General features: G+C 75.2%; 19 protein-coding genes. 13 read left to right on the top strand and 6 right to left on the bottom strand.

Annotated features, from left to right (window positions below):
- On the top strand, window positions 1–559 hold a 559-nt coding region (locus tag ACI79G_RS15795; protein ID WP_456882067.1), incomplete at its 5' end, for a class F sortase.
- Between the two features lie 82 nt (window positions 560–641).
- Here ACI79G_RS15795 and kynU read toward each other — a convergent pair.
- On the bottom strand, window positions 642–1,898 hold the full coding sequence (gene kynU / locus ACI79G_RS15800) for a kynureninase (protein WP_456882068.1): 1,257 nt from the start codon (window positions 1,896–1,898) through the stop codon (window positions 642–644).
- A gap of 38 nt (window positions 1,899–1,936) precedes the next feature.
- Between kynU and ACI79G_RS15805 the strand changes: the two genes are divergently transcribed.
- The 3 genes from ACI79G_RS15805 to ACI79G_RS15815 are packed head-to-tail and all read left to right on the top strand — an operon-like array spanning window position 1,937 to window position 4,315.
- Window positions 1,937–3,361: an amidase gene (locus tag ACI79G_RS15805; protein WP_456882069.1), complete on the top strand. Its 1,425-nt coding sequence runs from the start codon at window positions 1,937–1,939 to the stop codon at window positions 3,359–3,361.
- Window positions 3,362–3,399: 38 nt separating this feature from the next.
- Window positions 3,400–3,798, top strand: coding sequence for an aa3-type cytochrome oxidase subunit CtaJ (gene ctaJ, locus ACI79G_RS15810; protein WP_091216199.1), 399 nt, complete (start codon window positions 3,400–3,402; stop codon window positions 3,796–3,798).
- Window positions 3,799–3,850: 52 nt separating this feature from the next.
- Window positions 3,851–4,315, top strand: coding sequence for a DUF5130 family protein (locus ACI79G_RS15815; protein ID WP_456882070.1), 465 nt, complete (start codon window positions 3,851–3,853; stop codon window positions 4,313–4,315).
- 218 nt (window positions 4,316–4,533) lie between these two features.
- On the opposite strand, the gene pepN is transcribed toward ACI79G_RS15815, so the two are convergent.
- Window positions 4,534–7,086 carry an aminopeptidase N gene (gene pepN, locus ACI79G_RS15820; protein WP_456882071.1) on the bottom strand — a complete coding sequence of 851 codons (2,553 nt, stop codon included), beginning with the start codon at window positions 7,084–7,086 and terminating at the stop codon, window positions 4,534–4,536.
- 166 nt (window positions 7,087–7,252) lie between these two features.
- Between pepN and ACI79G_RS15825 the strand changes: the two genes are divergently transcribed.
- Together ACI79G_RS15825 and ACI79G_RS15830 are read left to right on the top strand one after the other, a co-directional pair.
- Window positions 7,253–7,918, top strand: coding sequence for a mycothiol-dependent nitroreductase Rv2466c family protein (locus ACI79G_RS15825; protein WP_456882072.1), 666 nt, complete (start codon window positions 7,253–7,255; stop codon window positions 7,916–7,918).
- Between the two features lie 34 nt (window positions 7,919–7,952).
- Window positions 7,953–8,708: an SDR family oxidoreductase gene (locus tag ACI79G_RS15830; RefSeq protein ID WP_456882073.1), complete on the top strand. Its 756-nt coding sequence runs from the start codon at window positions 7,953–7,955 to the stop codon at window positions 8,706–8,708.
- 14 nt (window positions 8,709–8,722) lie between these two features.
- Here ACI79G_RS15830 and ACI79G_RS15835 read toward each other — a convergent pair whose 3' ends face one another.
- Window positions 8,723–9,400, bottom strand: a complete 678-nt coding sequence (locus tag ACI79G_RS15835; RefSeq protein ID WP_456882074.1) for a DUF429 domain-containing protein — start codon at window positions 9,398–9,400, stop codon at window positions 8,723–8,725.
- Between the two features lie 26 nt (window positions 9,401–9,426).
- On the opposite strand from ACI79G_RS15835, the gene ACI79G_RS15840 reads away from it, so the two are divergent.
- Window positions 9,427–9,918: a ribose-5-phosphate isomerase gene (locus ACI79G_RS15840; RefSeq protein WP_456882075.1), complete on the top strand. Its 492-nt coding sequence runs from the start codon at window positions 9,427–9,429 to the stop codon at window positions 9,916–9,918.
- Here the strand turns inward: ACI79G_RS15840 and ACI79G_RS15845 are convergent.
- Window positions 9,915–11,156, bottom strand: coding sequence for a GNAT family N-acetyltransferase (locus ACI79G_RS15845; protein ID WP_456882076.1), 1,242 nt, complete (start codon window positions 11,154–11,156; stop codon window positions 9,915–9,917). The genes ACI79G_RS15840 and ACI79G_RS15845 overlap by 4 nt on opposite strands.
- A 119-nt stretch (window positions 11,157–11,275) precedes the next feature.
- Window positions 11,276–11,521, bottom strand: a complete 246-nt coding sequence (locus ACI79G_RS15850) for a hypothetical protein (protein WP_091216222.1) — start codon at window positions 11,519–11,521, stop codon at window positions 11,276–11,278.
- 240 nt (window positions 11,522–11,761) lie between these two features.
- Here ACI79G_RS15850 and ACI79G_RS15855 point away from each other — a divergent pair, with 240 nt between their 5' ends.
- Window positions 11,762–13,408 (top strand): hypothetical protein, encoded by a 1,647-nt coding sequence (locus ACI79G_RS15855; protein ID WP_456882077.1) that lies wholly within the window; start codon window positions 11,762–11,764, stop codon window positions 13,406–13,408.
- A gap of 67 nt (window positions 13,409–13,475) precedes the next feature.
- Window positions 13,476–14,453 (top strand): sigma-70 family RNA polymerase sigma factor, encoded by a 978-nt coding sequence (locus ACI79G_RS15860; protein WP_456882078.1) that lies wholly within the window; start codon window positions 13,476–13,478, stop codon window positions 14,451–14,453.
- Window positions 14,454–14,518: 65 nt separating this feature from the next.
- On the opposite strand, the gene ACI79G_RS15865 is transcribed toward ACI79G_RS15860, so the two are convergent.
- Window positions 14,519–15,688 carry a glycosyltransferase gene (locus ACI79G_RS15865; protein ID WP_456882079.1) on the bottom strand — a complete coding sequence of 390 codons (1,170 nt, stop codon included), beginning with the start codon at window positions 15,686–15,688 and terminating at the stop codon, window positions 14,519–14,521.
- A 175-nt stretch (window positions 15,689–15,863) separates the two neighbouring features.
- Between ACI79G_RS15865 and ACI79G_RS15870 the strand changes: the two genes are divergently transcribed.
- The 4 genes from ACI79G_RS15870 to dnaK all read left to right on the top strand — a co-directional run bounded on the left by ACI79G_RS15870 (window position 15,864) and on the right by dnaK (window position 20,564).
- Entirely contained in the window at window positions 15,864–17,024 is a 1,161-nt protein-coding gene (locus tag ACI79G_RS15870; protein ID WP_456882080.1) for a threonine synthase, read from the top strand.
- Between the two features lie 522 nt (window positions 17,025–17,546).
- A complete protein-coding gene (locus ACI79G_RS15875; protein WP_456882154.1) occupies window positions 17,547–18,032 on the top strand; it encodes an Hsp20/alpha crystallin family protein in 486 nt (161 codons plus the stop codon).
- A 179-nt stretch (window positions 18,033–18,211) separates the two neighbouring features.
- Window positions 18,212–18,604, top strand: coding sequence for a hypothetical protein (locus ACI79G_RS15880; protein WP_456882081.1), 393 nt, complete (start codon window positions 18,212–18,214; stop codon window positions 18,602–18,604).
- 73 nt (window positions 18,605–18,677) lie between these two features.
- A complete protein-coding gene (gene dnaK, locus ACI79G_RS15885) occupies window positions 18,678–20,564 on the top strand; it encodes a molecular chaperone DnaK (RefSeq protein ID WP_456882082.1) in 1,887 nt (628 codons plus the stop codon).
- Window position 20,565: the final 1 nt, after the last annotated feature.

Below are 20,565 nucleotides of genomic sequence, written 5' to 3' on the forward strand. Positions count from 1 at the left end.
GGCCACCGGGTCCCCCGACCCGGTGGCCGCGGCCACCGCGGCTCCGCCGCACGTCGAGGAGGCGCAGCCCACGCTGCCGCCGGAGGGGGTCGCCCTGCCGACGCCCTCGTCCGACGTGCACGTGGCCATCCCCGCGCTGGACGTGGACCTGCCGGTCCTGCCCCTGAGCCCGCGGGACGGGTCCATCAACCCGCCGACGCTGACCGCGGCCTACTGGCTCGACCCGTACGGCGACCCGGTCGGCAGCGCCGAGCAGGCCGACAACACCCTCTACCTCGCCGCCCACTCGACGGGCACCGGCGAGTACGGCTTCGACCCGCTGATGGAGCCCGACGGCGGCGGCAGCACCCTCGGGGCCGGCGACGTCATCGAGGTCAGCACCCCGCAGGGCACGGTCGGCTACACCGTCGTGCGCACCGAGCGGTACGCCAAGGGTGAGCTGCCCGGCGCCACCGAGGTGTGGGAGGCCCACCCGGGCCGGCTGGTGCTCATCACCTGCTTCCAGCGGGGTGGTGGCCGGGCCTCGACCGAGAACCTCGTGGTCTTCGCCGAGTCCTGAGGCCCTGGTGACGTGCTGGAACGGCCCTCGTGCAGGGCCCCGCCGCGAGCTCGCGAGTGGTGGGGTGCACGAGGGTCCTCCTTCAGGTGACGCGGGCGCGCGCGGTGGGGTACCCCTCGTGCGCCCCGCTCGCCAGCACGTCGCGGAGGCAGGCCATCGCGTCCCAGACGTCGACGAAGCGGGTGTACAGCGGCGCCGGGCCCAGCCGGACGCGGTCCGGCGTCCGGAAGTCCGGGACGACACCCCGGTCGACCAGTGCCTGGGTGAGCTGCCAGGCCGACGGGGAGGCCAGCGTCACGTGCGCGCCGCGGCGGGCCGGGTCGCGGGGCGAGGCCAGCGCGACGCCGTGCGGCGCCAGCCAGGCGTCGGCGAGGGCGACGACCAGCTCACCGAGCGCCCGGCCCTTGGCCGCCAGCCGGTCGACCCCGGCCTCGGCCACCAGCCGGGCGCCGACCTCCACCGCGGCGAGCGCGAGCACCGGCGGCGTCCCGACGGCGAAGCGCTCGACGCCCGGGACCGGGTCGTAGGCCGGGCCCATGGCGAACTGGTCGCGCTGGCCGAACCAGCCCCAGATCGGCTGCCGCAGCTGCTCCTGCAGCTCACGGCGCACGTAGAGGAAGGCCGGGGCTCCCGGCCCACCGTTGAGGTACTTGTACGTGCAGCCCACGGCCAGCTCAACGCCGTCGGCCGCCAGGTCGACCGGCACCGCGCCCGCGGCGTGCGACAGGTCCCAGACCACCAGAGCCCCGGCCTCCCGCGCCGTCCGGGTCACCGCGGCGACGTCGGCCAGCGCCCCGGAGCGGTAGGCGACCGCCGACAGGACGACGACGGCGACCCGCTCGTCGAGCGCCGCGGCCAGCACCGCCGGGTCCAGCCCCTCGTCGACGTCGGCGGGCACCTCGCGCACCGTCAGCCCGCGCGCCTGCGCCACCCCGGCGACCACGTAGCGGTCGGTGGGGAAGTCGTCGGCGGAGCACACCAGCACGTCGCGGCCCGGCCGGGCGTCCGCGGCGGCCACCAGCAGCTTGTACAGGTCGACCGTCGTCGAGTCGGCCACCAGCACCTCGCCGGGCCGCGCGCCGAGCACCCCCTCGGCGAGCAGGTCACCGACCCGCGTGGCGGCGCCCACCCACGACGACCACGAGCGCACCAGGCCCCGCGCCCACTCCTCCTCCACCACCCGCGCGAGCGCGGCCGGCGTCTCCACCGGCATCCGCCCCAGCGAGTTGCCGTCCAGGTAGAGCAGCCCGTCCTCCCCGGCGCCGGCGAACCGCTCGCGGAAGGTGGCCAGCGGGTCGGCGGCGTCGAGGGCCTCGGCGGCGGCCCGGGTCAGGTCCACGCCGTCCTGTGTACCCGTCGCCGCTACCGTCGCCGACCGTGACCCAGCTGCACGACCTCACCGCACTGGAGCAGGCGGCCGCCGTCCGGTCGCGGGAGGTGAGCCCTCCCGAGCTCGTCGAGCACGCGCTGCGCCGGGTCGAGGCCCTCGACGCCGGCCTCGGTGCCTTCCTCACCGTGACCCCGGAGCGCGCGCTGGCCGCAGCCCGCCGTGCCGAGCGCCGGCTGCGCGAGGGCGGCGAGCTGCCGCCGCTGCTCGGCGTCCCGACGGCGGTCAAGGACCTCAACAACACCGCCGGCGTCCGGACGACGTTCGGGAGCACCGTGCTCGCCGACAACGTGCCCACCGTCGACGACGCCGTGGTGACCCGGCTGGCCGAGGCCGGGACGATCAGCATCGGCAAGACCAACACACCCGAGTTCGGCTTCCCCTGCTACACCGACAACGCGCTGGTCGGCCCGGCCCGCTGCCCGTGGGACCCCGGCCGGCTGGCCGGCGGCTCCAGCGGGGGAGCGGCGGTCGCCGTGGCCGCCGGGATGCTGCCGGTCGCGCAGGGCAGCGACGGCGGCGGGTCGATCCGCATCCCGGCCAGCATCAACGGCCTGGTCGGCCTCAAGCCCACCCGCGGCCGGGTGAGCAACGCGCCCCTCGGCGGCGACGTCACCGGGCTGGGCACCAACGGCCCGCTGGCCCGCACCGTGCGCGACACGGCGGCGCTGCTCGACGCGATGGCCGGGGCGGTCACCGGCGACCCGGCGTGGGCGCCGCCGCTGCCGCCCGGCGAGACCTTCCTCGGCGCCGCCGACCGACCGGTCGGCCGGCTGCGGGTCGGCCGGTACCTGGAGTCGCCCATGGCCGACGCCGGGCTGGAGCCGGCGGTGCAGGCCGCGTTCGACGACGCCGCACGGCTGCTCGAGGAGCTCGGTCACGAGGTCGAGGACGTGCCGCCCGGGCTGCTGGGCCCCGACGTCCTGACCGCCTTCGAGCGGGTGTGGACCCTGTCCGGGACGCTGCTGCCGGTGCCGCCCGAGCGGGTCGGCGAGCTGCGGCCGCTGACCCGGGAGCTGCGGGCCCGCGGCCTGGCGCTGTCGGCGCGGCAGGCCATGGAGGCGCTCACCGCGTTGCGGCTGTTCGCCCGACGCTTCGTCACCGCGACCGACCGCTACGACGTCCTGCTCGCGCCGGTCACGACGATGACGCCGCGGCCGCTGGGCTGGTTCGACGCCGACGGCGACGGCGCCGCGGACTTCGAGCGGCAGAAGCGCTACGCCGCGTTCACCGCGGTCTTCAACGTCACCGGCCAGCCCGCGGTCAGCGTCCCGCTGCACTGGACCGGCGACGGGCTGCCGGTCGGGACGATGCTCGTCGGGCGGCCCGCGGACGAGGTCACGCTGCTCTCGCTGGCCGCCCAGCTGGAGGCCGCCCACCCCTGGGCGCACCGCCACCCGCCGTCCTGGGACTGACCATGAGAGCAACGGCGGGTGCCGGTAGGTTGAGGGGCGTGACCGTCGTCGAGACCCTCCTCGTCTACGCGGTGGCGCCGCTGGCGCTGATAGCCGTCCTGGCCCTGCTCACCCTCGTCCCCGGGCGGCGCAAGAAGCTGCGCTACAAGCCCGGCCAGGCGTGGGACCACGAGCCGGTCTGGTACGAGCCGCACCCGGTCGGTGGTGGCGGCCACGGCCCCACCGAGGCGCACGGCCCTGCCGGCGTCCCGGGCGACGGGACCACCGCGCTGGGCTCGTCCATGTACCCCGAGCAGCACGGCCCGGGTGCTCCCGGTCAGTCCGGCGGGTACGGCGGGGGCGACTCGCACGGCGCCACCGGCGCGCGCGCCCTCGCGGCCGGGCCCTCCGCCGCGGCGGCGGCGCGGCCGTTCGGTGGCGCCCGCGGGACCTGGTGACCGACGTGCCCGTCCACCGCAGCACCCCTGAGACCCCCCACGGAGGCCGGAGATGACCCGCGTGCTCGAAGGCACGTCGCACGACACCGCGACGTCTGCCGGCACCATGGCGACGCGCGCCGACGAGGCCGAGGCCCCGGACTCGGTCTTCAGCTACCAGGAGCTGCTGCGCCTCGACGAGGCGCTGACCATGTCCTCCCGGGAGACCGGGCTGCGCTTCACCCTCTACATCGGTGACCTCGGCCCCCAGACCCGTGCCCGCGCCGAGGAGCTCTTCGAGCGCTCCGGCTCCGACCTGCCCGACTCGGTGCTCATCGCGGTCTCGCCCGGCCAGCGGGTCGTCGAGGTCGTCACCGGTGCCGCGGCCGCGCGCCGGCTGCCCGACCGCGCCTGCGCGCTGGCGGTGCTGTCGATGACCAACGCCTTCGCCTCCGGCGACCTGGTGGGCGGCATCGTCAACGGTCTGCGCCAGCTGTCGGACCAGGCCGGCCACCCGCGGGGACTGCGCACCCACTGAGAGAAGGACCCCCTTCCTCCCCACCCTTCGCAGGCTCAGGGCGGACCCCTGGAAGGGGGCCGTTCCAGTACCTCACCAGGCTCGCGGCGGGATCCTGCCGCAGGGCCCGCCGCCCCGTCCTTCGTCGGGGGCCCTTCGAGTCCCCGCTCCTCAGGACACCTCGTCGAACCGGAGAGGCCCAGGACCCGCCGGGTCCTGGGCCTCTCGCGTTCGATGCCTCAGTCGCTCTCGGCGGCGTCCCGCTCCCGGGCCCGCAGCGAGCGGGCGATCCCGTCGCGGCCCTCGGCGACCAGCCGGCGCAGCGGCGCGGGGTGCTCGGGGTCGGCCAGCCACGCGTCGGCGGCCTGGACCGTGCGCAGCTCGACCACCGGCGGGAACAGGTACTGCACCGCGTTCTTGGCGATCTCGCCGGGACGCCGGTCCCACAGCGGGCGGATGTCGGCGAAGTACCGGTCGACGTAGCCGGCCGTGAGCGCGCGCTGGGCCGGGTGCCAGAAGCCCTGCAGCATCGCCTCGTGCACCGCGTTGGGGACGGTGTCGTCGTGGAACGCCCGCTGCCAGGTCTCCTCCTTGGCCTCGGCCGTGGGTCGCAGCGCCCGCGCGGTCGCGGCCCGCCGCTGCCCGGTCGCCGTGGCGTCGCGCGCCTCCTCGGCGGCGATCTCGGCGTCCCCGGCCGCGCCGATGGCGACCAGGCCGTGCAGGAAGGCCCAGCGGGCGTCGGCGTCGACCGGCAGCCCCTCGACGACCCGGGAGCCGTCGAGCAGGCCGCGCAGCACGGCGGCGTGCTCCTCGGTGCGGGCGGCGGCGGCGAAGGTGCGCGACCACTGCAGCTGCGTGTCGCTGCCCGGCTCCGCGGCCTCGAGGGCGGCCAGCGCCTTGTCGGCCAGGGCCCGCCAGCCGGTCTCGGCCCAGCGCGGGTCGGCGTAGTTGGTCAGCGCCGACTGCACCCGGGCCAGCAGCGACTGGACGACGCTGATCTCGGTCTCGGCGTCCACCCCGGCCAGCACCAGTGCCACCCAGTCGCGGGCCGGCAGCTCGGCGTCCCGGGTCATGTCCCAGGCCGCCGACCAGCACAGCGCGCGCGGCAGCGGGTCGGGGATGGCGCGGATCGACTCCTGCAGGGTGGCCAGCGAGCGCTCGTCGAGCCGCAGCTTGGCGTAGGTCAGGTCGTCGTCGTTGACCAGCACCAGGTCCGCCACGGGGTGGCCGGCGAGCTCGGGGACCTCGGTCAGCTCGCCCTCGACGTCCAGCTCCACCCGCGTGCGCCGGGTCAGCCCCTCGGGCCCCTTGTCGTAGAGGCCCACGGCCAGCCGGTGCCGCCGCAGCACCGGGTGCTCGGGCACCGCCGTCTGCTGGATCGAGACGCGGGCGTACCGGCCGTCGTCGGACAGCTCGAGGACCGGCCGCAGCGTGTTCACCTGGCTGGTCTCCAGCCACTGCCGCGCCCACTCGGTGAGGTCGCGGCCCGTGCTCTCCTCCAGGGGGCCGAGCAGGTCGGCCAGCGTGGTGTTGCCGTACTCGTGGGTGCGGAAGTAGCGGCGGATCCCGGCCAGGAACTCGTCACGGCCGACGTAGGCCACCAGCTGCTTGAGCACCGAGGCGCCCTTGGCGTAGGTGATGCCGTCGAAGTTCACCTCGACCGCGGCGACGTCGACCATGTCGGCGGCGATCGGGTGGGTCGAGGGCAGCTGGTCCTGCGCGTAGGCCCACGCCTTCTCGGTGTTGGCGAACGTCGTCCACGCGGTCGTGTACTCGGTGGCCTCGGCCTGGCAGAGCGTGGAGATGTAGGTGGCGAAGGACTCGTTGAGCCACAGGTCGTCCCACCAGCGCATGGTCACCAGGTCGCCGAACCACATGTGCGCCAGCTCGTGCAGCACCGTCTCCGCGCGCCGCTCGTAGCGCGCCCGGGTGGCCTTGGACCGGAAGACGTAGTCCTCCAGGAAGGTCACCGCGCCGGCGTTCTCCATCGCCCCGGCGTTGAACTCCGGCACGAACAGCTGGTCGTACTTGTCGAACGGGTACGGGTAGTCGAAGACCCGGTGGTAGAAGTCGAAGCCCTGCTTGGTGACCTGGAACAGCTCCTCCGGGTCGAGGTGCTGGGCCAGCGAGGCGCGGCAGTACAGCCCCAGCGGGATGCCGTCGTGGGAGTCGGTCACCCGCGCGTAGGGGCCGGCGACGAGCGCGAGCAGGTAGGTCGACAGCCGCTTCGTCGGCGCGAAGTGCACCAGCTGGGAGCCGCCGGGGCCGGCCTCGACGGTGCGCTCGCCGGTGTTGGAGACGACCTGCCAGTCGAACGGCGCGGTGACGTGCACGGTGTAGGTGGCCTTCAGGTCGGGCTGGTCGAAGCAGGTGAACACCCGCTTGGCCTCGGCCGGCTCGAAGTGCGTGTAGAGGTAGACCTGCCCGTCCTCGGGGTCGACGAAGCGGTGCAGCCCCTCGCCGGAGTTGGAGTACCGGCAGTCGGCCTCGACGACGAGGGTGTTCTCCGCGGCCAGGCCCGGCAGCGGCAGGCCGCCCTCCTCGGTGTAGGCGGAGACGTCCAGCGGCTCGCCGTTCAGCGTGGCGGAGCGGACCTTCTCCGCGACCAGGTCGATGAAGGTGTCGGCCCCGGGTCGGCGGCAGGTGAACCGCACCGTCGTCGTCGACCCGAAGGTGTGCTCGCCGGGACGCCCGGCGCCGTCGGTCAGGTCGAACTGGACGTCGTAGCTGTCGACCGCCAGCAGTCGGGCGCGGGCGGCGGCGTCATCGCGGGTCAGGTTGGGTACGGCCACGCAGGGGAGCTTCCCACGGCCCCCGGACACGCCCCCGATCTGGACCGGGGGACGCCACGCCCGGGCGACCGCGGGAACAACGGCTCCGCGGCCCGGCTTGGCACCGGCAGAGACGACCCCGGCGCGCGCACCGTCGCCGGGCAGGACGACGCGAGGAGCGGAACGCATGACCGAGGCAGTGCAGAGCGCGCCGGTGGAGGCCCGCGTGGACTTCTGGTTCGACCCGCTGTGCCCGTGGGCGTGGCTGACCAGCCGCTGGGTGCTGGAGGCCGCGAAGGTCCGCGACATCGATCTGCACTGGCACGTCATGTCCCTGGCGGTGCTCAACCGCGGCCGGGACCTGCCGGAGGAGTACCAGCGCATGATGGAGCAGGCGATCGGCCCGGTGCGGGTCGCGATCGCCGCGGCGCAGCAGCACGGCGACGAGGTCCTCGGTGACCTCTACACCGCCATGGGCACGCTGCGTCACCACGAGGGCCTGGAGCTCGACGAGCTGATCGCCCCCGCGCTGGAGCGGGTGGGCCTGCCGGCCTCGCTGGCCGAGGCCGCCACCTCCACCGAGTACGACGAGGCCCTCGAGAAGAGCCACCACGCGGGCATGGACCCGGTCGGCGACGACGTCGGCACCCCGGTCATGCACATCGACGGCGTGGCGTTCTTCGGCCCGGTCATCAGCAAGGTGCCCACCGGTGAGGCCGCAGGCAAGGCCTTCGACGGCGCCGTCCTGCTGGCCAACCTGCCCGACTTCTGGGAGCTCAAGCGGACCCGGCTCTCCGGCCCCGACATGGACTCCGTGCCGGCCGACGCCCTCGAGCTGACCGGCCGCCGCTGATCCCGGCGCGGACGGGGTGCGGCATCCTCAGCGGGTGCCGCACCCCCTCCGCCAGCGCATCCTGATCTCCGGCGCCAGCTCCGGTCTCGGCGAGGGCATGGCCCGCCGCTTCGCCGCGATGGGCCGCGACCTGGCGCTGGTCGCGCGCAGGTCCGACCGCCTCGAGGCCCTGCAGCGCGAGCTGCTCGCCGCCCACCCCGGCATCCGGGTCGAGGTCGCGGCCATGGACGTCGACGACGCCGACTCGGTCGCCACGGTCGTGCCGGCGCTGGCCGAACGGCTCGGCGGACTGGACCGCGTGATCGCCAACGCCGGCATCGGCAACGGGGTCCCCATCGGCACCGGTGCGGCAGCGACCAACCGGGCGATCCTGGCCACCAACGTGCTCGGCACCCACGCCCAGTGCGAGGCGGCGGTCGAGCTCTTCCGCGCCCAGGGTTCCGGTCACCTCGTGCTGATCTCGTCGGTCGCCTCGATCCGCGGCATGCGCGGTACCCGGACGGCGTACGGCGCGAGCAAGGCGGCGCTGAACTCGCTGGCCGAGGGGATCCGCTCCGACGTGCACGGGACGCCGATCGCCGTCTCGACGATCCTGCCCGGCTACATCGCCACCGACATCAACGTCGGCCGCCGCGGCCCGTTCACCGTCGACCTGGACACCGGCGTGGACGCGCTCACCGCGGCCGTCGAGCGGGAGCCGGTGCGCGCCTACGTCCCCGAGTGGCCGTGGCGTCCGATCGCCGGGCTGCTGCGGGTGCTACCGCTGCCCGTCGTCCGCCGGGTGACCTGAGGCAGGTCCTCCTGCTACCAGCAGATGCGCATCGGCCGGTCGCGGGCGTCGGTCGCGCCGTCGCCGACGCACCCCGCGCTGCCGTCGGCGATCCGCCGGGCCGACCAGGCGGCGGCGCAGGCGTCGAGCGCGTCCACGGCCGGCACCCGCGGGGGAGCGCCGAGCAGCGCGGCGTCGACGTCCATGACCGTGCGGAGGGCGGCCAGCCGCTGGGCCATCCCCCGGGCGGTGCCCTTCGGGTCCCGGACGGCGCGGTCCAGCGCGCGGAAGGCCAGCTCGGGGTGCACCTCCACGACGTGCTCGGCCGGTGGCTCGCCGAGGGCGTCGTCCAGCGACCGGATCGCCTTCACCAGCTGGAACGACTGGGCGGACGGCGCCCGCGGGGGGTGGGTCGCCGCCCGCGAGAGGGCCCGGGCCTCGGCGTAGTCGTCGGTGGCCAGCACCGCCCGGACCGGGGTGGGGAAGACCGAGCTCGCGGCGCCGTAGGGGCGGAGCAGCTCCCGGGCCAGGACGTCGCAGGCCCGCACCCCGGTGTCGGACAGACCGATCGGCATGTCGATGCCGACCACCTCGACGTCCGGCACGGCGAGGACGGCGGCCGCGTCGGGCAGCGCCAGCAGCTCCACCTCCCGGCCGTCCAGCCGGGCGCCGACCCAGGCGCCGCGCCACCCGTCGACACCCAGCACCGCCACCCGGGCAGCCTGACAGACTCGCCGCCATGCGCGTCTTCGTCGGGACCGACCACGCCGGCCTGGAGTTCAAGGAGCACCTCAAGCAGGCGCTCGCCGACGCCGGCCACGAGCCGGTCGACTGCGGGGCGTTCGAGTACGACGCGGAGGACGACTACCCGCCGTTCTGCTTCGAGGTCGGCGAGCGGACGGTCACCGAGCCGGGCAGCCTCGGCGTGGTCATCGGCGGCTCCGGCAACGGCGAGCAGATCGCGGCCAACAAGGTGCCCGGGGTGCGCGCCGCGCTGGTGTGGAACCGGGAGACCGCCGAGCTGGCCCGCCAGCACAACGACGCCAACGTCGTCTCGATCGGCGCCCGCCAGCACAGCGTCGAGGAGGCCACCGAGCTGGTGCTGCACTTCCTCGCCACGCCGTTCAGCGACGAGGAGCGGCACGTGCGCCGGATCGGCCTCATCACCGACTACGAGCGCGACCGACGCCGTCCGGCCGGCGGGCTGCCCACCCGCGAGGAGTCCGTCTAGAACTCGTCGGGGCACCACGGGGTCACCGGCCAGCGGAACGCCGTCCCGGCCTGGGTGACCGCACCCGGGCTGACCTCGGTGACCCGGCCGGCCGCCTGCAGCGTCGCCAGCGACACCCCGCCGAGGTAGGCCGCGCCCAGCGCCTCGACGTCGAGCACGAGGTCGGGGTCGGCATCGGTCTCCGAGCAGAAGGCGCCGGCCGGGTGGCCGACAAGGGCCCAGCGGCCGTCGTTCCAGGGGCAGAACCGGTCGCGCACCTCGAGCACCAGGTTGACCCGGGCCGGGTAGCGGCGGGCGGCCAGCGCGCGGCCGACGTCGACCAGCCGCACCCACAGCGCGTCGTACGGCTGCGCGCGCAGCGCCCGCGGCTCGGCCAGCAGGTGCCGCAGCGGGTCGTCCGGCGAGGCGGTCGGCGCCCGCATCGTGCGGACGAGGTCCAGCGACAGCAGGAACCGCCACAGCGACCCGTACGCCGGCGTCGTCAGGGAGCGCACCTCCTCGACGACGACGGTGCCGTCGGCCTGGCCGTCGTCGGTCCACGCCGACCGGACGCGGTAGGCGGCGTAGCCGGTCACCGTGCCGTCGGGCTCGACGTGCCGCAGGAAGCGCCGCTCGGACGCGCCGTGGCGCCGGGCCGGATCGTCCTCCAGGCCGCGGTCCCACCAGCGGGCGTCGCGGGCGAGGTTGCCGGGCACCAACCGGCGGACCCGGTCGTGCAGGCCCACGGCGGCCGCGCGGAAGTCCTCGACGCCGACCTGCTCGACCCGCCCCGCACCGAGGTCGACGTCCGGCCGCAGCGCCAGCCGGGCGACGTCGCCGGAGAGGTTGCCGCGCTCGGTGGCCGGCGCGTAGCCGAAGCGGCCGTAGATCGAGGACTCCGAGGCCCACAGCGCCGCGACCGGCTCGCGCCCCTGCTCGTGGAACTCGGTGAGCTGGCGCCGCATGACCGCGGTGAGCACGCCGCGCCGCCGGTGGCTGGGCGCGACGCTCACCCAGGTCACGGCGGCGCAGGGGACGGCGCCGCCGGGCACGGTCAGCTCCCGGCTGTGGACGCCGGACGTCGCGACCACCCGGTCGCCCTCCCACAGCCCGAGCGAACGGTCCAGCTCCGCGTGCGCGGGGACGGCGTCGACGAAGGAGGCGGGCGGCTCCTCGGCGAACGTGGTGAAGAAGGCCCGGCTGAACGACGGCCAGTCCTCGGGCGTGGCGGGGCGCAGCTGGTCGGCGAGGTCGGTCACCCCAGCTGTCTACCCGGCCCCGTCCCAGGGCTCGCCGGCCCCTGCTGGGTCCCGCCGCGAGCGTGCGAGCCGCGGGGGGCAGGGGGTCCTCCTCCGAGGCGGAAGGACGGGGTCCTCCTTCAGCGGACCACCGTGGCACCGGCGGTGAGGGTCCCGGGCGCCACCTCGGTGCGGCCGGCGTCCCGGACGACGACGTCCATCGCGGCCACCTCGTCCGGCCGTCCGCCCAGCACGACGACCCGCCCGTGGGGGATGCCGAAGGCGGCCAGCGCGGCGTGCACGGCCTGCGCCGCCGCCTTGTGCCGCGACATGGACACGTTGGTGTTGACGAGGACGCGGACCTCGGGGGCGTCATCGGGTTGCACGGTGGGTGACCTCCCGGTCAGCGGTGCGGGTGGGCGAGGGTCGCCGGTCAGGCCCTGAGCGTGGCGGAGATCCGCGGGGAGCGCGGCCCGCCGCGCCCTGGCGATCGGCCCGAACAGCTCGCGGTCGCGACAGACGGCCCGCTGTCCAGGGCCGTTGCGTCGTTAGGGTCGCCGGGGGCCGGGCGCGGCCACCGCCGTCGCGCTCCCGCACGACCGTGCGCCCGGCCGGGGGAGGGAGCCGTGCGCTCTCCGACGGTGCCGATCGCCGTGACCGTGGCGTTGCTGGTCAGCGGCTGCGGTGCGGCCTCGGGCGACGAGGCCGAACAGGGCACCGGTGTGGCGACCTCCGCGCCCGACGCCCGCCTCACCCTCGTGGCCGACGAGGACCCCGTCGCCGCGGCCGCCTCCGCCAGCCGGGCCCTGTTCGACCGCGCGGACGTCGTCGTCGTCGCCCGCGACGGCGACGCGGCCGGCACGCTGCTGGGCGCCTCGGCGGCCACCGGCCTCGGTGTCCCGCTGCTGCTCGAGCCGGCCGGCGGCGGCTCCGCCGACGCCCTGAGCGGCGAGCTGGAGCGCCTCGGCACGACGACGGTCCTCGCGGTCGGGGCCGCCGAGGGCGGCGACGGCGGGAAGGGCGGCCCCGAGGTGGTCGCCGTCCCGGCCGCCCCGGACGCCGTCGCCGAGGTGACCGGCCTGGAGCTGGGCGAGGCACAGCAGGTGGAGGCCGACGACGCGGTGGCCGCGGTCGCCGGGCTGGACCCCGAGCAGCCGACCGCGCTGCAGCCCACCGGCACCGGGCCGGCCGCTGACGAGGCGGGGGACGGCGAGCTGCCCGTCGTCGAGCGCGCCGAGCCGCTCGAGGACACCGTCGTCGTGAGCACCGGCGCCCCGGAGGCGCTGGCCGGCGTGGCCACCGCCCGGGCCGCCGGGGCGCGGGTGCAGCTGACCGGCGGGGGCACCGACCCGCGCGGCTCCGCCGAGCTGGTCGAGCTGCTGGGCGAGCAGCAGCCCGGGACCGTGGTGGCGCTGGGCGCCGGGTTCGGCGCCGAGGAGGGGCTGGACTGGAAGCTCGAGACCGCCGCCACCGGCCGGCAGCTGCCCGGCGGTGGCCAGCTGCTCTTCCCGCAGCACTTCCTCGTCGCCCTCTACGGCAGCCCGGGCACCGGCGCGCTCGGCGTCCTCGGCGAGCAGGACCTGCCGGCCTCCGTCGAGCGGGCGCAGGCCCACGCGGCCGACTACGAACCGCTGGTGCAGGACGCCACCGTCGTCCCCGCCTTCGAGGTCATCGCCACCGTCGCCTCCTCGGTGGCCGGGCCGGACGGCAACTACTCCACCGAGCTGCCGGTCGAGGAGCTGCGGCCCTGGGTCGAGGCGGCCGGCGAGGCGGGCATGTACGTGGTCATCGACCTGCAGCCCGGGCGCACCGACTTCGTCACCCAGGCCGAGCAGTACCGCTCGCTGCTGGAGCTGCCGCACGTCGGGCTGGCGCTGGACCCCGAGTGGCGGCTCGGCCCGAACGAGGTGCACCTGACCCAGATCGGGTCGGTGTCGATCGACGAGGTCAACGAGGTCGTCACCTGGCTGGCCGACCTGACCCGCGCGGGCGACCTGCCGCAGAAGCTGCTCCTGCTGCACCAGTTCCGGGTCGACATGATCCCGGACCGCGACCGGCTGGACACCTCCCGCGACGAGCTGGCGCTCATGGTGCACGCCGACGGCCAGGGACGTCAGGGCGACAAGCAGGCGACCTGGCGGACGCTGCGGCAGACCGAGCCCGACGAGGTGGCCTGGGGCTGGAAGAACTTCTACGACGAGGACGTCCCGGTGCTCTCCCCGGAGGAGACGGTCGCCGTCGAGCCGCGCCCTGACCTGATCAGTTACCAGTAGCCGAGGGACCTCCCGTTCCGTCGGTGTCCTGTGGTGAGCTGTCGCGGCCCAGGCCCGAGGAGGACACGTGACGACCGTGCTGACCGACGAACTCGATCCTCGCCTGCTCGAACACCGGCGGGAGCTGACCGGCTACTGCTACCGGATGCTCGGATCGGCGTTCGACGCCGACGACGCCGTGCAGGAGACGATGGTCCGCGCCTGGCGCGGCCTGTCCGACTTCGAGGGCCGCTCGGCGTTGCGCTCCTGGCTGTACCGGATCGCCACCAACGTCTGCCTCGACCAGCTCTCCGGCCGGCAGCGGCGGGCGTTGCCCATGGACCTCTCCGGCTCGCCGTGGCAGCCGGTCGAGGCCTCGCTGGCCGCCCGCCGGCCGGGGACGGCGTGGGTGGAGCCGGTGCTCGACCGGCTGGTCGTCGCCGAGGACGCCGACCCCGCCGAGCAGGCCGTGCAGCGGGAGTCGATCCGGCTGGCCTTCGTCTCCGCGCTGCAGCACCTGCCGCCGCGCCAGCGGGCCGTGCTGCTGCTGCGCGAGGTGCTCCGCTGGCGGGCCGACGAGGTCGCCCAGCTGCTCGACACCACCGTCGCGTCGGTCAACAGCGCGCTGCAGCGGGCCCGCGCCACGATGGCCGAGGTCGGGGGCGAGGTCGAGACCGAGCCGCTGGACGACGTCCACCGGGCTCTGCTCGATCGCTACGTCGACGCCTTCGAGCGCTACGACGTGGAGGGCCTCGTCGCGCTGCTGCACGAGGACGCCACCCAGCACATGCCGCCGCTCGAGATGTGGCTGCGCGGCCGGGCCGACATCGCCACCTGGATGCTCGGCCCCGGCGCGGAGTGCCGCGGCTCCCGGGTGCTGCCGACCCTCGCCAACGGGGCGCCGGCCTTCGCCCAGTACCGCCCCCGCGCCGGCGGCGGGCACGAGCCGTGGGCGTTGCACGTGCTCGAGGTGCGCGCCGGGCGGGTCGCGCACATCTCCAGCTTCCTCGACCTCGACAACGAGCTGTTCCGGCGGCTCGGCCTGCCGGTCGAGCCGCCGGCCTGAGAGCGGACCCCGTCCTCCTCACCACTCGCAGGCTCGCGGCGAGACTCCGGACGGGGGTGCGGCGGTCAGCGGACCGCGGCCCCGGCCCCGGCCCCGGCCCCGGCCCCGGCCACACTCGTGTAGAGCTGCGTCATCCGGTCGACCAGGCGATCGTGCGAGCGGCTCGCGGCGAGCCGGCGGCCGTGGGCGCCGAGCCGCCGGGCCGACTCCGGGTCGAGCAGCAGCGACACCAGCGCCCGGGCCAGGTCCTCGGCCTCGCCCGGGCGCACCAGCAGCCCGCTGCCGCCGTCCTCGACCAGGTCGGGCAGCCCGCCCACCCGGCTGGCGACCACCGGCACGCCCGCGGCCATGGCCTCGCAGACCACCAGCGGGGACCCGTCGGACCGGGAGGGCACGGCGAGCACGTCGAGGCCGGCGAGCAGGCGCGGCGCGTCGGAGCGGTACCCGGTGAAGGTGACCGCGCCGGCCAGCCCCAGGACCGCCGCGCGGTGCTCGAGGTCCGGCCGCAGCGGCCCGTCGCCGACCACGAGGAACTGTGCCTGCGGGACGACGCCCGACACCAGCGCGGCGGCCCGCAGGAAGACGTCGACGCCCTTCTCCGGGACCAGCCGGCCCACCAGCCCGACCACCGGCCGTCCCGGGTCCGGGGGAGCACTGCCCGCGGCCGGCGGCGCGGCCGCGGTCGGCAGGAGCACCTCCACCCGCTCCGGCGCGACCCCGTAGCCGGTCACCAGCAGGTCGCGGATCGCCGAGGAGACGGCGACCACCCGGTCGGCGTGCCGGTAGACCAAGCCGCTCACCGCGCGCGCCCGGCGGTCCCGCCACGGCCCCTCGGTGTGCTCGGTGACGATCAGCGGCACCGGCTGGTCGCGGACGGCGTGCACGGCGGCGGCCGCGCTGGCGAACAGGTGGGCGTGCACGACGGCCGGCCGCAGTTCGGTGACCAGCCGCGCCAGCGCGCTCTCGTACCGGCCGCTGACCCGCCGCTTGACCAGCTCGTCGAGCAGGACCGTGACCGGCACCCCGGCCTCGGCGAGGGCCGCGGCACGGACCCCGCCCGCCGAGCAGGCCACGTGCACCGACCACCCGCGCCGGCGCAGCGCGACGGCGAGGTCGACGACGTAGCGCTCGGCGCCACCTCCGTCGAGGGAGTCGATGACCAGGAGCACGGACAGCGGCGGAGGGGTCTCGGCACGGGGCCGGGGATCGGAGGTGCGCAGCCGGGAGCCGGTCATGGGGCACTCCGGAGGACGGCGGGACCCGCGGCTCGGGCCCGCCGACCATAGCCGCTCGGCGCCGTGCCGGAACCCCGCCCGAGCGCCGTGCCGGTCCCGCAGCCCGCGTGCGCGAGGCTGGGGTCCCGGCCCCGACCAGGCCGCCCGCCCCGACGGCACGACGCAGGGAGACCCGATGCGCACCACCCCGCCCGGGGTCGTCGACCGCGCCGGCCGGCGCTACCCCCTCGACGAGCTCCGCTGGTGCGGCGACGACGGGTCGCCGCTCATGGTCGAGCCGCTGCCGGGCATCGCCCGGGACGCGATCGACCCGACGGTGCCGTCGCAGTGGCGGTACCGGGCGGCCCTGCCGCTGCCCGACCTGCCGCCGGTCACCCTGGGGGAGGGCCGGACGCCGCTGCTGCCGCGACGCCTCGCCGGCCTGGACGTCGCGGTCAAGGTCGAGGCGGTCAACCCCACCGCGAGCTTCAAGGACCGCGGGGTCTCCGTGATGGTCAGCGCCCTGCGCGCCCAGGGCGTGACCGCGTTGCTGGAGGACTCCAGCGGCAACGGCGGGTCCTCGGTGGCCGCCTACAGCGCGGCCGCCGGCATGGACGCGCTCATCCTCGCCCCGGCGTCGACGTCGTCCGCCAAGGTCCTGCAGAGCCGGCTGCACGGCGCCACGGTCGAGCTGGTCCCGGGGACCCGGCAGGACACCGCCGACGAGGCCGTCCGCCGGTCGAGGGAGCGCTTCTACGCGAGCCACAACTGGCACCCGATGTTCCTCCAGGGCACCAAGCTGATCGCCTACGAGATCTGGGAGGACCTCGGCTTCACCGCGCCCGACGCCGTCGTCCTCCCGACCGGCGCGGGGAGCCTCGTGCTCGGCTGCGCGATCGGGTTCGCCGAGCTGCGGCGGGCCGGTGAGATCGCGCGCGTGCCGCGGATCCTGGTGTCCCAGCCCGCCCGGTGCAGCCCGCTGGTCGAGGCGCTGGCCGCCGGTCGCGACAGCGTCGAGCCGCGCACCTGGGAGCCGACGATCGCCGAGGGCACCGCCATCGCCCGGCCGGTCCGCGACCGCGAGGTGCTCGCGGCCGTCCGGGGCAGCGGCGGCTCGGCCACCGCGGTGCGGGAGGAGGACCTCCGCGCCGCGACCCTGGCGCTCGCTGCGACCGGCCTGTACGTCGAGCCCACGTGCGGTCAGGTCGTCCCGGCGCTCGAGCAGTTCGCGCGGGAAGGCCACGTGTCGGCCGGCGACAGCGTCGTCCTGGTCCTCACCGGCTCCGGCCTCAAGGCGAGCGACGCGATGGCCCGCTTGCTGGCGGAGGAGCGGGGGGCCGGGACGGTCAGCCGGTGACGGGGGTCGGACCGCGTCGCCGGCTCGGTGGCTCGGGCCCGGATCGCCGGTCCCCGTCCCGCCGGGTTCGAGCCCCCGGTCGCCCCGCGACGGGTCGCCGGTCGACGGGGATCCACAGGGGCAAGCCGTCGACCTGCCGGTCGGCGTCGACGCGGACGGGGTCGACGCCCGACTCGACCACGGCGTGCCGACCGTGCGGTTGCCCGGGTCCGAGCGCGGGGCGCCTTGCCGAGCATCGGAGCGACCGGAAGAACTTGAAGCATCCGCATGAGGGAAGTTCTGTTTACCACTGGAAGTTCAGGATAGTGTGGAACTGACGCGGCCGGTACGCGAAGGGAGCCACGGAGGTCGCGATGGGGCGCCTGACTCCTCTGCTGCACCCGGACGGCGGCATCGGATGGCGCGGGGCCGCCGTACGTCACCAGCGGGCTCCGGGTCTCGTGCCCGCCGGGCAGGTCGGGCGAGGACCAGTGCACCGCACGAGGCCCACGACCGTCAGGAAGGAGAGGAACCGTGAGCGTGATGCGATTCGAGCCGTTCGGGGACCCCTTCCGGGCCTTCGATCGGCTGACCGATCAGCTCGTGTCGGGGCGGCGGACCCCGCTGGGCATGCCGATGGACGTGTGGCAGGCCGACGACGGTCACCACGCCGCCTTGGACCTCCCGGGCGTCGACCCGGCCAGCGTGGAGATCACCCGTGAGCGCAACCTGCTCACCATCCGGGCCGAGCGCAGCGCCGAGTACGGGGAGGGCCACAACGTCCTGCTCGCCGAGCGGCCCCAGGGCACCTTCACCCGTCAGGTGCAGGTCGGCGACGCGCTCGACACCGGCAAGGTCGCGGCGACCTACGACAACGGCGTGCTCGTGCTGACCATCCCGGTGGCCGAGTCCGCTCAGCCGCGCCGGATCGAGGTGCAGACGGACGGCCGCGGCCGGCGGCTGTCGGCCGGCGGGTCGCAGCAGTCCGGCGAGCAGTCCCCGGAGGTCGGCGTCTCCCGGCAGGGCTGACCGACCGCGCTGACCGACCGCGCGGTGGACGGTGTGCCGACCCGCGGTGGGGCCACCGTCCACCGCGGACGGCGTCGCGGTCGCCGAGGCGCACCGGAGGTGCTCAGCGGGCTCTCGTCCACGGTTGCCCGCGCCGGCAGCGCGGTCCCGCGGGCGATGGAGGGAGGAGGTGAGCAGAGTTGCTGAAGGAGATGGCGGTGGAGCGCTACCGCTTCACCTGCGGCGGGTGCGGCCACACCTGGAGCACCGACTACGACGTGCAGCACGTCGAGGACGGGCACGGCCTGACCTGGGAGTACCACTCCCTCAACGGCATCCCCGTGCCGTCCCCGACCGCGCCCGGATCACTCAGCTGTCCGCGGTGCGGGGCCACCTGGATCCACTTCCAGCTGGTCGCCGTGCGCACGGTGCCGCTCGCCGAACCGGCCGGCGGCCCGGCTGACCCGGGCCGACCGCGTCAGCGCGTCGACGCCCAGCGGCAGGCAGCCCGTCGGCAGGCGGCGCTGCTGCCGGGCGAGCAGTCGTCGGCCCACGAGCCGCGGCACATCGGCGTAAGGGGAGCAGAGCCATAGCCCCACCGGCTGGTGACCCTGTCAGACGTGCCTTTCTGACTCTTCTTCCTATCGAGCACAACGGGAGGTCGAGATGGCCAAGGCGGTAGGTATCGACCTGGGCACCACCAACTCCGTCATCGCCGTGGTGGAAGGCGGCAAGCCCACCGTCATCACCAACGCCGAGGGGTCCCGCACCACCCCGTCGGTGGTGGCGTTCACCGACTCCGGCGAGCGGCTGGTCGGGCAGCTGGCCCGCCGGCAGGCGATCCTGAACTCCAAGGGCACCATCTACTCGGCCAAGCGGTTCATCGGACGCCGCTACGGCGAGGTCTCCAGCGAGAAGGACGCGGTCACCTTCGACGTCGTGGCCGGGCCCGAGGGTGCGGTGCGGTTCGACGTCCGCGGCAAGCAGTACGCCCCCGAGGAGATCTCCGCGCAGGTGCTGCGCAAGCTGGTCGAGGACGCCGCCAAGTACCTCGGCGAGAAGATCACCGAGGCGGTGATCACCGTGCCGGCGTACTTCAACGACGCGCAGAGGCAGGCCACCCGGGACGCCGGCCGGATCGCCGGGCTCGACGTCCTGCGGATCGTCAACGAGCCGACCGCGGCGGCGCTGGCCTACGGCCTGGACAAGAAGACCAACGAGACGGTGATGGTCTTCGACCTCGGCGGCGGCACCTTCGACGTCAGCCTGCTCGACGTCGGCGACGGGGTCGTGGAGGTCCGGGCCACCGCCGGCGACGGGCACCTGGGCGGTGACGATTTCGACCGGCGGGTCGTCGACCACCTGGCCGACCAGTTCCAGCGTGAGCAGGGCATCGACCTGCGTAAGGACCCGCAGGCACTGCAGCGGCTGTTCGAGGCCGCCGAGAAGGCCAAGGTGGAGCTGTCCTCGGTCACCCAGACCACGGTCAACCTGCCCTTCATCACCGCCGACGCCAGCGGACCCAAGCACCTGAACACGACCCTCATGCGGTCGACGTTCGAATCCATCACCGCCGACCTGGTGGAGCGGTGCATGGGCCCGGTCCAGCAGGCGATGGCCGACGCCAAGGTGACCGCCGCCGACATCGACGAGGTGATCCTGGTCGGTGGCTCGACCCGGATCCCCGCGGTGCAGAACCTGGTGCGCCGGCTGACCGGCGGCAAGGACCCGAACATGTCGGTCAACCCCGACGAGGTGGTCGCGCTCGGCGCCGCGCTGCAGGCCGCGGTGATCAAGGGCGAGGTCAAGGACGTCCTGCTGCTCGACGTCACCCCGCTGTCCCTCGGCGTCGAGACCATGGGCGGGGTGATGACCAAGGTCATCGAGCGCAACACCACCATCCCGGCCCGCCGCTCGGAGGTCTTCTCCACCGCCGAGGACGACCAGCCCGCCGTCGACATCGTGGTGCTGCAGGGAGAGCGGGAGCGCGCCAGCGACAACCGCGTGCTGGGCCGGTTCCGGCTGGAGGACATCCGGCCGGCGCCCCGCGGGGTGCCGCAGGTCGAGGTGACCTTCGACATCGACGCCAACGGCATCCTGAACGTCACCGCGAGGGACAAGGACACCGGCAAGCAGCAGCAGATCACCATCAGCGAGAGCTCCAACCTGGACAAGACCGAGGTGGAGCGGATGGTGGCCGACGCGGAGCGGCACCGGGCCGAGGACGCCCGGCTGCGTGAGCTGGTCGAGGCCCGCAACACCCTCGACTCCGCTGCCTACCAGGTGGAGCGGCGGCTGGCCGAGCTCGGCGACGCGGTGCCGGTGCACGAGAAGGCCCGCGCGGAGATGCTCGTCGCCGATGCCCGCCAGGCGGTCAAGGACGACGCGGCGCCGCTGGAGCGGCTGCGGTCGCTGACCGGCGAGCTGCAGCAGGTCTTCCACGGCATGGCCGCCGGCCCGTCCGGCGGGGCTGCCTCCGGTGGGGCAGGGCCGTCCGCGTCCTCCGGTGGTCCCCGGGACGACGTGATCGACGCCGAGATCGTCGACGAGTGAG

The organism is Geodermatophilus sp. SYSU D00779 (genome assembly GCF_054050595.1).

What these genes read in the sequence shown, in the direction of transcription:
- ACI79G_RS15825 (WP_456882072.1), top strand. Translation starts at nt 7,253, where the DNA reads ATGACCGAGGCAGTGCAGAGCGCGCCGGTGGAGGCCCGCGTGGACTTC.
- ACI79G_RS15870 (WP_456882080.1), top strand. Translation starts at nt 15,864, where the DNA reads ATGCGCACCACCCCGCCCGGGGTCGTCGACCGCGCCGGCCGGCGCTAC.
- dnaK (WP_456882082.1), top strand. Translation starts at nt 18,678, where the DNA reads ATGGCCAAGGCGGTAGGTATCGACCTGGGCACCACCAACTCCGTCATC.
- ACI79G_RS15840 (WP_456882075.1), top strand. Translation starts at nt 9,427, where the DNA reads ATGCGCGTCTTCGTCGGGACCGACCACGCCGGCCTGGAGTTCAAGGAG.
- ACI79G_RS15815 (WP_456882070.1), top strand. Translation starts at nt 3,851, where the DNA reads ATGACCCGCGTGCTCGAAGGCACGTCGCACGACACCGCGACGTCTGCC.
- ACI79G_RS15865 (WP_456882079.1), bottom strand. Translation starts at nt 15,688, where the DNA reads ATGACCGGCTCCCGGCTGCGCACCTCCGATCCCCGGCCCCGTGCCGAG.
- ACI79G_RS15875 (WP_456882154.1), top strand. Translation starts at nt 17,547, where the DNA reads ATGCGATTCGAGCCGTTCGGGGACCCCTTCCGGGCCTTCGATCGGCTG.